General features: G+C 70.7%; 11 protein-coding genes. 7 read left to right on the top strand and 4 right to left on the bottom strand.

Annotated elements, in window-relative coordinates; translation table 11 throughout:
* Window positions 1-2,394 (bottom strand): phosphoketolase family protein, encoded by a 2,394-nt coding sequence (locus tag ACLQ2T_RS12490; RefSeq protein WP_425766167.1) that lies wholly within the window; start codon window positions 2,392-2,394, stop codon window positions 1-3.
* Between the two features lie 115 nt (window positions 2,395-2,509).
* Complete coding sequence (locus ACLQ2T_RS12485; protein WP_425766166.1) at window positions 2,510-3,373, bottom strand: universal stress protein; 864 nt, start codon at window positions 3,371-3,373, stop codon at window positions 2,510-2,512.
* Window positions 3,374-3,683: 310 nt separating this feature from the next.
* Here ACLQ2T_RS12485 and ACLQ2T_RS12480 point away from each other — a divergent pair, with 310 nt between their 5' ends.
* The 5 genes from ACLQ2T_RS12480 (at window position 3,684) to ACLQ2T_RS12460 (ending at window position 8,956) form a co-directional block, all read left to right on the top strand.
* Window positions 3,684-4,667 carry a diacylglycerol/lipid kinase family protein gene (locus tag ACLQ2T_RS12480; protein WP_425766165.1) on the top strand — a complete coding sequence of 328 codons (984 nt, stop codon included), beginning with the start codon at window positions 3,684-3,686 and terminating at the stop codon, window positions 4,665-4,667.
* 31 nt (window positions 4,668-4,698) lie between these two features.
* Window positions 4,699-5,745, top strand: a complete 1,047-nt coding sequence (locus ACLQ2T_RS12475) for a YihY/virulence factor BrkB family protein (protein ID WP_425766164.1) — start codon at window positions 4,699-4,701, stop codon at window positions 5,743-5,745.
* Between the two features lie 48 nt (window positions 5,746-5,793).
* Window positions 5,794-7,284, top strand: a complete 1,491-nt coding sequence (locus tag ACLQ2T_RS12470; RefSeq protein ID WP_425766162.1) for a phosphatase PAP2 family protein — start codon at window positions 5,794-5,796, stop codon at window positions 7,282-7,284.
* Window positions 7,285-7,290: 6 nt separating this feature from the next.
* Window positions 7,291-8,064: an endonuclease/exonuclease/phosphatase family protein gene (locus ACLQ2T_RS12465; protein WP_425766161.1), complete on the top strand. Its 774-nt coding sequence runs from the start codon at window positions 7,291-7,293 to the stop codon at window positions 8,062-8,064.
* Between the two features lie 124 nt (window positions 8,065-8,188).
* Window positions 8,189-8,956, top strand: coding sequence for a hypothetical protein (locus ACLQ2T_RS12460; protein ID WP_425766160.1), 768 nt, complete (start codon window positions 8,189-8,191; stop codon window positions 8,954-8,956).
* A 143-nt stretch (window positions 8,957-9,099) separates the two neighbouring features.
* Here ACLQ2T_RS12460 and ACLQ2T_RS12455 read toward each other — a convergent pair whose 3' ends face one another.
* Window positions 9,100-10,011: an alpha/beta fold hydrolase gene (locus tag ACLQ2T_RS12455; protein ID WP_425766159.1), complete on the bottom strand. Its 912-nt coding sequence runs from the start codon at window positions 10,009-10,011 to the stop codon at window positions 9,100-9,102.
* A complete protein-coding gene (locus ACLQ2T_RS12450) occupies window positions 10,008-10,970 on the bottom strand; it encodes a TIGR03557 family F420-dependent LLM class oxidoreductase (RefSeq protein WP_425766158.1) in 963 nt (320 codons plus the stop codon). Before ACLQ2T_RS12450 ends, ACLQ2T_RS12455 begins: the two co-directional genes overlap by 4 nt.
* Window positions 10,971-11,328: 358 nt before the next feature.
* On the opposite strand from ACLQ2T_RS12450, the gene ACLQ2T_RS12445 reads away from it, so the two are divergent.
* Both ACLQ2T_RS12445 and ACLQ2T_RS12440 read left to right on the top strand, forming a co-directional pair.
* On the top strand, window positions 11,329-12,678 hold the full coding sequence (locus ACLQ2T_RS12445; RefSeq protein WP_425766157.1) for a cellulase family glycosylhydrolase: 1,350 nt from the start codon (window positions 11,329-11,331) through the stop codon (window positions 12,676-12,678).
* Between the two features lie 107 nt (window positions 12,679-12,785).
* Window positions 12,786-13,343: an AAA family ATPase gene (locus ACLQ2T_RS12440; RefSeq protein WP_425766155.1), complete on the top strand. Its 558-nt coding sequence runs from the start codon at window positions 12,786-12,788 to the stop codon at window positions 13,341-13,343.
* The last annotated feature ends 117 nt before the right edge of the window (window positions 13,344-13,460 follow it).

Here is a 13,460-nt window from a genome sequence, read left to right as displayed (position 1 = left end):
CTACGGGTTGGTCGGGTCGGTCTCGCGGACCCAGCGCCACTCGGCGACCCGGGGGTCGTCCTCGCCGTGCTGCCGGGTGTAGTCGCGGCAGGACTGCCGGGCGTCGGTCATCTTCTGACGCAGGTGGGCGGCGCGGGAGGCCAACCCGGGCACCCGGTCGATCACGTCGATCACCAGGTGGAAGCGGTCCAGGTCGTTGAGCATCACCATGTCGAACGGAGTGGTGGTGGTGCCCTCCTCCTTGTACCCGCGGACGTGCAGGTTGCGGTGGTTGGTGCGCCGGTAGGTGAGCCGGTGGATCAGCCACGGGTAGCCGTGGTAGGCGAAGATGATCGGCTTGTCGCTGGTGAACAGGGTGTCGAACTCCGAGTCCGGCAACCCGTGCGGGTGCTCGGAGGGTGGCTGCAACCGCATCAGGTCCACCACGTTGATCACCCGGACCTTCAGTTCCGGCAGATGCTGGCGCAGCAGGTCGGCCGCGGCCAGGGTCTCCAGGGTCGGCACGTCACCGGCGCAGGCGAGCACCACGTCCGGTTCGCTGTCGTCGTCCGTGCTGGCCCAGTCCCAGATGCCCAGGCCACGGCGGCAGTGCTGGATGGCCTCGGTCATGCTCAGCCAGTTGGGTGCGGGCTGCTTACCGGCCACCACCACGTTGATGTAGTGCCGACTGCGCAGGCAGTGGTCCATGGTGGACAGCAGGGTGTTGGCGTCCGGCGGCAGGTAGACCCGGACCACCTCGGCCTTCTTGTTCACCACATGGTCGATGAAGCCCGGATCCTGGTGGGAGAAGCCGTTGTGGTCCTGCCGCCAGACGTGGCTGGACAGCAGATAGTTCAGCGAGGCCACCGGCATCCGCCAGGGAATGCCCCGGGTGACCTTCAGCCACTTGGCGTGCTGGTTGACCATCGAGTCGACGATGTGGATGAAGGCCTCGTAGCTGGTGAAGACGCCGTGTCGGCCGGTCAGCAGGTAGCCCTCCAGCCAGCCCTGGCACAGGTGCTCGGAGAGGACCTCCATCACCCGCCCGTCCGGAGAGAGGTGATCGTCACCCGGGACGGTGCCGGCCATCCAGGCCCGGTCGGTGACCTCGAAGGCCGCCTGGAGCCGGTTGGAGGCCACCTCGTCCGGGCCGAACAGGCGGAAGTTCTGCGGATTGGCGACGAGCACGTCGCGGATCCACTTGCCCAGCTCGCCGGTGGCCCCGGTGGCCGTCGCGCCCGGTCGGGGCACCTCGACGGCGTAGTCGCGGAAGTCCGGCAGCTTCAGGTCACGCAGCACCTGTCCGCCGTTGGTGACCGGGTTGGCGCTCATCCGCCGGTCACCCGAGGGGGGCAGCGTGGTCAACTCCTGAACCGGGGAGCCGGTGGCGTCGAACAACTCCTCCGGCCGGTAGCTGCGCAGCCAGCGCTCCAACTCGGCCAGCTGTCCCGGGTTCGTCCGCACCTGCGACAGCGGGACCTGGTGGGCGCGGTAAGTGCCCTCGACCTGCTTGCCGTCGACCTCGCTCGGGCCGGTCCAGCCCTTCGGGGTACGCAGCACGATCATCGGCCAGCGGGGACGCTTCACGGTCGCGCCGGAGCGGGCCTGCTGCTGGATCTCCGCGATCTCGTCGAGGGCCCGGTCCAGGGTCGCGGCCAACAACTCGTGCACCGCCGTGGGCTCGTCACCGGCCACCACGTACGGCTGGTAGCCGAAGCCGCGCATCATGTCCAGCAGATCGGACTCGGGAATCCGGTCCAGCACGGTCGGGTTGGCGATCTTGTACCCGTTGAGGTGCAGGATGGGCAGCACCGCCCCGTCGCGGGCCGGGTTCAGGAACACGTTGGACAGCCAGCTGCCGGACAGCGGGCCGGTCTCGGCCTCCCCGTCGCCGATCACGCAGGCGACCAGCAGATCCGGGTTGTCGAAGGCCGCGCCGTAGGCGTGGCTCAGGGCGTACCCCAGCTCGCCGCCCTCGTGGATCGAACCCGGCACCTCTGCGGCCACATGGCTGGGGATGCCGCCGGGGAAGGAGAACTGGCGGAACAGCCGGGCCATCCCGGCCTCGTCGCGGTCGATGCCGTGGTACCGCTCGCTCCAGGTGCCTTCCAGCCAGCTGTTCGCGACCAGGGCCGGCCCGCCGTGCCCGGGACCGGTGATGTAGATCGCGGACAGGTCCCGAGCCACGATCACCCGGTTCAGGTGGGCGTAGATCAGGTTCAGGCCGGGGGAGGTGCCCCAGTGGCCCAGCAGCCGGGGCTTGACGTGGTCGGGAGTCAGCGGCTCGCGCAACAGTGGATTCTCGAGCAGGTAGATCTGGCCCACCGTCAGGTAGTTGGCCGCCCGCCAGTAGGCGTCCAGCCGGCGCAACTCTTCATCGGTCAGGGTGCTCTCTAGGTTCAGGGCGGTATCCATAATGGTTGAGCCTCTCCCTGCTCGGCGGATTCTGCATCCGCAACGGGCGTTACTCCTTGAGTCTGTCGATATCGGCGGGGGTGGATCAGGGCCGATGGTCCCGGCGGCCCGGGTGTCATGGCCCACCGATGACCGGTGCACGTGTCAGCCCCCGCACCACGATCACCGGCGAGGGGGCGTGGTAGAGCACCGCCTGGCTGACCGCGCCGAGCATGCCGCGCCAGGGCTGGTCGCCGCGCGCGGAGACCACCGTCAGCTGCGCCGAGCGGGACTGGTCGATCAGGACGGAGCCGGGATCCCCGCAGACGACATGGCACTCGGCCGCGGTCTGCGGACGGCCGGCGCCCACCCGGCCCACCAGTTCGCGCAGCCGGGGGGTGGCCGCCTCGATCTCGGCCTGCCGCTCGACCACCCGGATGGCCAGCAGCCGGGCCCCCAGATCTGCGGCGGCGGTGAAGGCCCAGGCCAGCGCGAGCTCGGCGGCGGGTGACCCGTCCACCCCGACGAGCACCGGGCCCTTCGGGGGCGGTTCGCGTCGGACGACCAGCACCGGGCAGTCGGCCCGGGCGGCCACCTGCACGGCGGGGCTGTCCGCCGGTATGCAGCGGCCGCAGTGGGCCATCCCCCCGTCGCCCACGGCCACCAGGAAAGCCGACTCGGACCTGCGGACCAGATTCGCCACCGCCGAACCTTCGACGATCTCGGTGCTGAGGGCCACGTCGGGCTCACTGAGCCGGATCGCCTCGGTGGCCTCGGAGATCAGCCGCTCCGCGTCGGCCCGGGAGCCGGAGACCGCCGGCCCCTCCATCGCGGCCCAGTTGAAGGCGTGCAGCAGATGTACGTCCCGACGCTGCGCGGCGGCCACTTTGGCGGCCACCCGGGCCACCGGCAGGGCGTCCTGCGGGCCGATGCCGGCCAGCACCGGTGCGTCGCCGGCTCGGTTGTCGGCCCGCATCGGTGCCTCGCTGGCTGAGGCCATCGGACCTCACCCCCCTGTCGTGCTGACCTGGGTCTGAGGCTAGTCGTGGTGATGCCGTCAGGGAGGGTGATCGGGGACAACACCCGCCGATCAACCCCGCCCGCACCCCGGCGTGCCCAAGCCTGCGACGAGGCAGGGGGCTGGGCCGACGACCCGTGGGTCGACCTGGACGACCCCGGGCGCAGGGTGGAAGCCGACCGGCGCGCCGCGGCTCGAGGTGTCGGGGACGATCTGAAACCTTCCACCGCAGGTGAATCTGCCCACTCGGCGTCGGGTCGCCGAACCTCGTACCGTGCCGCACACTGGCGCCGTGGAAGCTGGAGAGCAGGCGCGGTCGCCGCGCAGCGCGGTGGTGGTCAACCCGGTGAAGGTGGAAGACCTCGACGCGCTGCGCCACACCGTCGAGGACACTCTCGCCGCAGCCGGATGGCCCGTGCCGCTGTGGTACGAGACCACCGTCGAGGACCCCGGCCGGGGACAGACCGAACAGGCCCTCGCCGCCGGTGCCGAGGTGGTCTTCGCCTGCGGCGGGGACGGCACCGTACGAGCCTGTGTCAGTGCCCTGGTCGGCACCGAGGTGTCGCTCGCCGTACTGCCCCAGGGCACCGGCAATTTGCTCGCGGCCAACCTGGGACTCTCCACCGAACTGGCCGCCGGGCTGGCGGTCGCGGTGGAACGCGGGCGGCGGCTGCTGGACGTCGGAGAGGTGGACGGGCAGCACTTCGCGGTGATGGCGGGCATGGGCTTCGACGCGCAGATGCTCGCCGCCACCAGCGAGACCACCAAACGGCGGATCGGCTGGCCCGCGTACGTGGTGGGGGCGATGCGGCACCTGCGGGACCGGCCGATGCGGGTGTCCATCCGGTTGGACGACCAACCCCCGATCACCCGCCGGGTCCGCTCGGTGCTGGTCGCCAACGTCGGCCGGCTCCAGGGCGGGGTCACCCTGCTCACCGACGCCGTACCGGACGACGGCTACTTCGATATCGCCGTGCTCAGCCCGCGTAACCTGCGGCACTGGCTGGCCCTCGGCTGGGGGGTGCTGCGCCGCCGTGACCGGGTGCCCCGGATGGAGGAGTTCCGGGCCCGACGGGTCGAGATCACCAGCAACCGGGCCCAGCCCCGGGAACTGGACGGCGACCTGATCGAGCCGGGGCACACCCTGCGGGTCCAGATCCACCGGCGGGCGCTGTGGTTGTGCGTACCCCGGCCGGAGCAGGCGCCGGACCTCACCGAGGACGCCTCCGCCGCCGCCGAGCGAGGTGAACGACTCGTCGAGGAGGGCCACCGGTGAGCCCTGCGGTCGCGAGCGAAAGGCGACTCCGGTGAGTAGCAGCAAGTTGGTGCCGGAGACCCGGCTGATGTCCGACGAGCAGCTCTGCGCCGACCACGCCTGGCAGACCCTGCGCCGGGAGGGCGGCTGGCACCTGCTGCGCGACGCCTTCACCCGGTTCCGCTACGGCGACGGGTTCAGCCACTCCCGGGCCTTCGCCTTCCAGCTCTGCCTGGCCGTGGTGCCGTTCCTGATCGCCTTGACCGGGCTGATCGCCGAGCTGGGTGCGGCCGTGGGTGGAGAGGTGGTCGCCGACACCGTGCTGGCGTTGACCCCGGGGGCCAGCGAGCAGGTGGTCGCCGAGCTGCTCGGCGACGGCGGGGGTGCCGGCGCCGAACGGGCCGAGGACATCGGCGAGGTGGCGCTCACCCTGGGTCTGATGACCGGCCTGGTGGCGTTGACCAGCACGATGGCGCAGATCGAACGCGGCGCCAACCGGATCTACGGTGTGGAGCGGGACCGACCGGCGCTACGCAAGTATCTGCGCGCGGCCGTCCTGGCCGTCACCGCCGGTCTGCCGGCCCTGGTCGGGTTCCTGATCCTGGTCGGCGGTGGGCCGATGGGGGACTCGGTGCAGCGGAACTACGCCTGGGGTGCGGTGGCCAGCGCCGGCTGGGATGTGGTCCGCTGGCCGCTCAGCCTGGGGCTGACCGTGCTCGCCGTAGCGGTGCTGTTCCGTCACGCCCCCCGCCGCCACCAACCGGGCCTGTCCTGGTTGTTCTTCGGCGCCGGTATCGCCACCGTGCTGTGGTGGCTGGCGAGTGTGCTGCTCGCCGGGTACGTCCGGTTCAGCGCGGACTTCGGACAGACCTACGGGGCGCTGACCGGGATGATGGCGCTGCTGCTGTGGGCCAACCTCACCGGCATGGCGCTGTTCGGCGGGCTGGCCTTCGCCGCCCAGTTGGAGGCGGTACGCATCGGGGTGCCGGAACCGGCTCAGCCGGACCTGTGGCAGCCGGAGGCCGAGGGTGGCGAGCTGTCCGACCCGGGTGAGCTGAGCACCCTGCGGCCCGACGCGCCGACCCAGGGGTGTACCTGACAGATCGACCGGGTACTGCGGCACGCCAGAGGACGAAGGAGGCTGGGCGTGGGCGCGGTCAGGGACGTGGTGCGTCGGCCCTTGGGGCACTTCACCGAACGTACGCTCGCCGGCTTGGCGCTCGTGCTCGGTGCCGGGGTCGGTTTCGGGTTGATGCTGGTGCTGGTCCGCGTGCGGTGGTCTCCGCTGTACGACGTCGACCACGGGGTGGCGCAGTGGCTCAACGATCAGGTCTCGTCGATCGGCCCCCTGGTCACGGTGCTCAACGCGATCACCGACCTGGGGGGCAGGCCGGTCATCATCTGGCTGGTCACGGTCGCCGTGGTGGGGTTGCTGATCCGGCGGCAGGGTCGGCTGGCGGTCTTCGTGATCGTCACCGGTGCGGGTGCGCTGATCCTTGACCCGACCCTCAAGACCCTGGTGGACCGGTTGCGCCCCGAGGTGGACACCCCGATCAGCACGTACGCCGGGCAGAGCTTCCCCAGCGGCCACGCCCTGGGGTCGCTGGTCGCCTACGGTGCGCTGCTGCTGGTCTTCCTGCCGGCGGTGGCGCCGCGCTGGCGTCGGGCGGTGGTGGCCCTGGTCGGCCTGGTGGTCTTCCTGATCGGCTTCACCCGGGTCGCGCTCGGGGTGCACTTCCTCTCCGATGTGATCGGTGCCTGGCTGCTCGGCGCGGCCTGGCTGGGCGTCACCGCGTACGCCTTCCGGTTGTGGCGGCTGGAACGGGGACGGCCGGTGGCCCCGTTGACCGAAGGGCTGGAACCGGAGGCGGCACACGAGGTGGCACCCGCCCCGGACGAGGAGAAGCTGCTGCCGCACGCCCGCGCCGGCATCGCCGAGATCGTCGTCGGCTGGGTGTTGATCTTCGGTGCCCTGTACGCCTTCGGCATGTTCGTCAGCTACCACGCCAAGGACACCTTCTTCGGCACCTGGGACGAGGTGGTGCCGACCTGGTCCGCGCAGCGGCACACCCCGGCGCTCAACGACCTGAGCTGGTGGTGGAGCAAGTTCGGGGACACCCACGCCATCCTGCTGGTCTCGATGGTCTTCTGTCCGCTGGTCCTGGCCATCTGGCGGCGCTGGCGGCCGGTGCTGTTCGTGGCGCTGGTGATGTTCGGTGAACTGACCCTCTTCCTGGCCACCGCCGCCGCGGTGGACCGCCCGCGCCCGCCGGTGGAGAACCTGGACGGGCCGATGCCCACCTCCTCCTTCCCGTCCGGCCACATCGCGGCCACGATGTGCCTGTGGGTGGCCATCGCGGTCATCGTCTTCCCGCGTACCGACCGGTGGTGGCGGTGGATCTTCGTGGCGCTGGCGGTGGTGATGCCGGTCGGGGTGGCCATCTCCCGGATGTACCGGGGGATGCACCATCCGACCGACTTCATGGGGGCGATCCTGCTCACCGCCGGATGGATCGGGCTGCTCTACTGGGTGCTGCGCCCCAACGAGGACGTCCATCAGGGCAACCAGCCGACGATCGAGTCGGAGGAGGTCGACACCCTCGACGACGAGTTGGCCAAGGCCGGTCGGGCGGACTGAGCCGCCGTGCTGCGCGTGGTCACCTGGAACATCCGCAACGGGGGTCGGGACTCCGGTGGCCCGGACCGGCGCGAGGCCCTGCTGCGGGTGATCGCCGAAGTCCGCCCGGACGTGCTGGCCCTGCAGGAGCTGCGCGGACTGGACCTGACGGACTTCGCCACCCGGGTGGGGCTGCGGGCGTACCGGGCCGGCACCTGGTTCGGGCAACCGGTCGGGGTGCTGGTCCGGCCGAACTGGCCGGTGCTGGCCGTGGCACCGGTACGCCGCCCGTTTCACCACGCCGCACAGCGGGTCACCATCGGCACGGACGCCGGCCCGTTGACCGTGCTCGGCACCCACCTGCACCCGTACTCCGGTAGACGTCGGCTGGTCGAGGCCGGGTGGCTGGCCGCCGCCCTGGGCCGGGTCCGCGACGGCCTGGCCCTGCTCGCCGGTGACCTGAACACCCTTGACCCGTACGCCGAACACGTCGAACGGATCGCCCGACTGCCGCAGACGTACCGTCGCCGACACCTGCGCCGAGACGGTCGGACCCCGGACACCCGGGCGGTGGCCCGGCTGCTCGCCACCGGCCTGGTCGACCTGGCCGCGAACGCCGGCCCCACAGTGCCCACCGGCTACGGCGGCGCCGAGTTCTCCGACATGCGCCTGGACTACCTGCTGGCCACCCCCACCCTGGCCCCCCACCTACACACCGTCGAAGTCCTCCGCACCCCGGAAACCCACCAAGCCTCCGACCACCACCCCCTCCTGGCCACCCTCTCCCTGACCCCCGCCTGACCCCTACCCCCTGTTGATCAAGAGGTTTTGGTCTGCCGGGCGGCGTGTCGTGACCAAAACTTCTTGATCAACAGGGGGTAGGGGCGGTTCGTGGGGTTGTGGGTGGGGGTTAGGGTGGCCGGCTGTGATCGATTCCTCGTCGCCGGTGCGGCGCAGCGACAACGGCGACGATGGCCCCTCCGTGCTGGGGGTTCTCGTGCGGGGCGTGGCGCTGGTGGTGGTGCTGCCGTTCCGGCTGGCCTGGGAGCTGCTGGCGGCCGTCGGCAGAGGACTGTACCGCTGGGTGCTGGCCCCGATCGGCCGGTTCCTGGACCGGTGGCTGCTGCGTCCACTCGGGTGGTTGCTGCGGCACCTGATCTGGATTCCGCTGCAATGGCTGGGCCGCGCCGCACTGTGGCTGTGGCAGACCCTGATCTGGTTGCCGTTGACCTGGCTGTGGCAGGGCCTGGTCTGGTTGTGGCACAACGTCCTGTGGCCTCCACTGCGCTGGTGCGGGCGCGGGTTGGCCTGGCTGTTCCACACCCTGCTCGTCATTCCGTTGTACTACCTGGTGTGGGTGCCGGTGACCTGGCTGGTCCGGGTGCTCACCCCGGTCCTCCGGCAGGTGGGCCGGTGGCTGGTGGTCCTGGGCGAGCATCTGGGCGCAGGGTTGTCCTGGGCCTGGTGGGCCTCCGGCCGGATCCTGTGGTGGTGCTGGGCCCTGACCCTGCGTCCGCTCTGGCTGGCGGCCCGCTGGCTGTGGCGGCACATCGTGCTGCCGGTGGGCCGGGCGATCCGCGCCGTCTGGCGATTCACCGTCGTGGCGCCCGCCCGCTGGCTGCGGAGCAGAGTCTTGGAGCCGATCGGGCGGGAGATCCGCGAGACGCTGTACGCCCTCGGCCTGCTCCGCTGAGCGGCGGTCAGAGAACCAGATTCAGCAGTACGGTCAGCACGATCGAGGCGACGACCGAAACGAGGATCATCAGAAGGCAGCCGAGGCCGCCGCCGGCGGGTCGGATCTCCGTGTTGCCGATACGCATGGGATTCACCTGTTCTTCAGGGGTTTAGTCGGTCATGGTCGCGGTCGTCGAGCAGGGCCCGAACGGCGTCTGCGACCTGGTGGGGGGCGGTGCTGGCGACGTTGTGTGCCGCGCCCGGCACCGAGACGGTACGGGCCTGGGGCACCAGGGCGGCCGCCCGGTCCCGCCAGGCCGGCGGGGCGATCGGATCCCGGGCGCCGGTCAGCACCAGGGTGGGGACGGTGAGTCGGGTCAGGTCCTCCTCGATCCGGTTGCGGACCGAGTGCGACAGGGTGGCCCACACCCGGTGGGGACGGGCGTCGGCGATGTCGCGTACCAGGATCGGGGCCTGCCACAGCGCCTCCCGGGGCAGGTCGAGCAGCAGGCGGCGGAGCTGGCCGGTCCGGGACCGGGCCTGCGGATCGCTGGTCGGCCCGGCCAGCACCAGGGCGCGCACCGCATGTCGATGGCGTACGGCGAGGGCGGCGGCGACCTCCGCGCCGAACGAGTGCCCCAGCACGCACACCGGCGGCAGCCGGTACGCGGCCAGCAACGCGGCCAGGTGATCGGCGTGCCGAGGTACGTCGTACACCTGGGTGGGGTGGGCACTGAGCCCGAAGCCGGGCAGGTCCGGCGCGTACACCGGGTGGCTGCTCGCCAGCGCCACGGCCAGCGGGGTCAGGTAGCGGTGCGACACGGCCAGCCCGTGCACCAGGAGCACCGGAGTCCCTGGTGGCGAATCGAGACTGCGGCGTACATGGGTGCGGATCCCGTCGACCGGTAGCCATTGGCTGGTCAACCCGGCCGCCTCGGTCGGGGCGGCGAGCGCGAGCCGCAGCAGGGCCCGACCCGTCGGGCCCGGCCGGCTCGACCACCGCTCCACCGAGCCCTGCCGGCCCGACCGTTCCGTCGGGTCCTGCCGGGTCGACCGCCGTTCCGTCGGGCTCACAGGTCACGTAGGCGGGGCAGGAGTTCGTCCTGTGCCCAGTCCAGGAACATCGGCTGGCTGTCCCCGCCGACCTGGACCAGCGCCACATGGGTGAACCCCGCGTCGACGAACTTCCGGAACGCCTCCACATGCTTGTCCACGTCCGGCCCGCAGGAGATGCCGGCCGCCACGTCCTCCTCGCGGACGCTGCGGGTGGCCGCCTCGAAGGCGTCGTTGTCGGGCAGGTCGGTGTTGACCTTCCAGCCCAGCCCGAACCAGCGGAACTGGTCGTGGGCGATCTTGCGGCACTCCGCCTCGTCCGGGCCGTAGCAGATGGCCACCTGCCCGTAGCGGGGCCGTCCGGCACCCCCGGCCTGCTCGTACATCTCCACCAGCCGGGCCTCGGGGTCGGTGGCGACCATGGCGTCGCCGTACTCGGCGGCCAGGGTGGCCGACTGTCGGCCGGAGGCGGCCACCGCCATCGGCACCGGGACCTCCGGCCGGTCCCAGACGTAGGCGTCCGGCACGTCGTAGTGGTTGCCGGAGAAGGTCAAGGTCTCCCCACACAGCAACGGGCGGATGATCTGCAACGCCTCCTCGAACATCTCGTGCCGCTGCTGTACGTGCGGCCAGGCGCCGACGACGTGCTCGTTGAGGTTCTCCCCGGCACCCAGCCCCAGGGTGAAGCGTCCGTCCGAGAGCACCCCGACGGTGGCGGCCTTCTGCGCCACGACCGCGGGGTGGTAGCGGCGGATCGGGCAGGTCACGAAGGACATCAGCTCCGCGCGGGAGGTGGCGTGGGCCACCGCCCCGAGCACCGACCAGGCGTACGGGGAGTGCCCCTGTGACTCCAGCCAGGGGTAGTAGTGGTCGGACATGACGAGGTGGTCGAAACCGGCCGCCTCGGCCCGTACCGCATAGTCGACCAGTTCCTTCGGGCCTGCCTGCTCACACATCAGGGTGTAACCGATGTTGACCATGGTGTCTCCTTCCGGGCCGGGTGGCCCGTTCCGGATACCCCGGTCCGGAACTGCCAACCCTCGCCGATGCTTGACGCTTGCCGACCCCCTGCCTACCGTTGACCTGAACCGGTTCAGGCGCTGATCTACCGCGCACCCTGTGGTGGGGGTGCCCGCCCCCGTGACGGCTCGGTCCCGTACGCGGTCACGGGGGCGGTGCGGTTCGCGATGCGTACTGAACCGGTTGCTTTAACCAATCCATCGGCCTACGCTGATGTCTGCCTCGCCGGGCCCTGCTTCGCGGCTGCCGGGCTACAGCCGCGACCCGCTACCCATTCACCCCCTGGGCACGGGGGAGAGAACTCATGCGAGGAAGACCATGAGAAAACTGTTCGCGGGCGTCGGTGCCATCCTGTTGGCCACCGTCGCCGCCGTGTTCGCCTTCGGCCCGTCAGCGCAGGCCGCCTCCGGCTTCACGGTCAGCGGCGGCAAGCTCTACGACGCCAACGGCCAGGAGTTCATCATGCGCGGGGTCAACCACGCGCACACCTGGTACACCCACCAGACCAGGTCCTTCGCCGACATCAAGGCCCTCGGCGCGAACACCGTCCGGGTCGTGCTCTCCAGCGGTGACCGGTGGACCCGCAACAGCGCCGAGGACGTGACCAACGTGATCGAGCTCTGCAAGGCCCACCGGCTGATCTGCGTGCTGGAGGTGCACGACACCACCGGCTACGGCGAGCAGAGCGGGGCGATCACCCTGGACCGGGCGGTCGACTACTGGCTCAGCATCGCCAGCGCCCTCAACGGCCAGGAACGGTTCGTGATCGTCAACATCGGCAACGAGCCGTACGGCAACCAGAACTACTCCTCCTGGGCCACCGACACGAGCAACGCGATCCGACGGCTGCGCGACGGGGGCCTGACCCACACCATCATGGTGGACGGCCCGAACTGGGGTCAGGACTGGTCCTTCACCATGCGGGACGCCGCCCCGACGGTGTTCGACGCCGACCCGGCCCGCAACATCGTCTTCTCCATCCACATGTACGGCGTCTTCGACACCGCCGCCGAGATCAGCGACTACCTGGGTCGGTTCCGCAGTCGACAACTGCCGATCGTGGTCGGTGAGTTCGGCCACTACCACTCCGACGGCGACCCCGACGAGGACGCCATCCTGTCGTACACCCAGGCCAACGGGATCGGTTGGTTGGGCTGGTCGTGGAGCGGCAACGGTGGTGGGGTCGAGTACCTCGACATGGCCACGAACTTCAACCCGAACCAGCTGACCAGCTGGGGAGAGCGGTTGTTCAACGGCACCAACGGCATCCGGCAGACCTCGCGGCAGGCCAGCGTCTACGACTCGCTCCCGCCGCCGACCTCGCCCCCGCCCACGACCACTCCGCCGCCCACCTCGCCCCCGCCGGGCTCCGGCTGCACCGCCACGTACGCGATCAGCAACCAGTGGCAGGGCGGCTTCCAGGGTGACGTACGGGTGACCGCCGGGCCCAACGCCATCAACGGCTGGACGGTGCGGTGGACGTACGCCAACGGCCAGTCGGTGACCCAGTCGTGGAACGCCACCGTCAGCACCAGCGGCTCGACGGTGACCGCCCGCAACGTCGACTACAACGGCCGGCTGGGAGCCGGTGCCAGCACCAGCTTCGGCTTCATCGGCGGCTGGGCCGGCACCAACTCCGTACCCACGGTGACCTGCACCGCTAGCTGACGACCCGGTGGCCGGGTCCGCTCGGACCCGGCCACCGGCGGGACCGGCGTTGCTCCCCACACCGCAACAGGCCGACTGCCCTCACCCGGTGGGGCTATAACGACATGATGGGCACAACCCCTACCCTCATCGTCGTCAGCGGACCGCCCGCGGCCGGCAAGACGACACTGGCCCACCTGCTCGCCCGGCGGATCGGTTGCCCCGCGATCTGCCGGGACGAGATCAAGGAAGGCATGGTCCACGCCACCGGCGATTTCACGGCGGCACCGGTCGACGAGCTGAGCCTGCGGACCCTGCCCGCCTTCTTCGCCGTGCTCGAGGTGCTGTTGACCGCAGGTGTCACCACAGTCGCCGAGGCGGCCTTCCAGGACCGCCTCTGGCGCCCCAACCTGGAGCCCTTGGCGGGGATCGCCGACATCCGGGTGGTGCACTGCCGGGTCGCCGCCCGGACGGCCTTCGACCGCCTCCGGCGACGGCAGGACGAGAATCCGATCCGGCGCGCCCACGCCGACGTCACCCTCGGCGACGACCAGCCGACCCATGCCGTCGGCCACCACGGCTTCCAGCCCGTCCGGCTCGACGTACCCCGGATCGAGGTGGACACCAGCGACGGCTACCGCCCCGGACTCGACGAGATCGTCGCCTTCGTCAACGCCGGACGCTGAATACAGTGTGCGCTTTGCTGTGGGTCGTGTCGGTTTTCAGCGACCTCACAGCGGCATTCGATAGGGTGCCCGCGTCAGCGTCCGCTCCTCAAGGGAGACCGGGCACCAGACCCCGCG

The organism is Micromonospora sp. DT229 (genome assembly GCF_049844505.1).
GTDB lineage: Bacteria > Actinomycetota > Actinomycetes > Mycobacteriales > Micromonosporaceae > Micromonospora.
The sequence above is the reverse complement of the archived record's forward strand: the minus strand, read 5'-3'. Positions and strand labels throughout refer to the sequence as shown.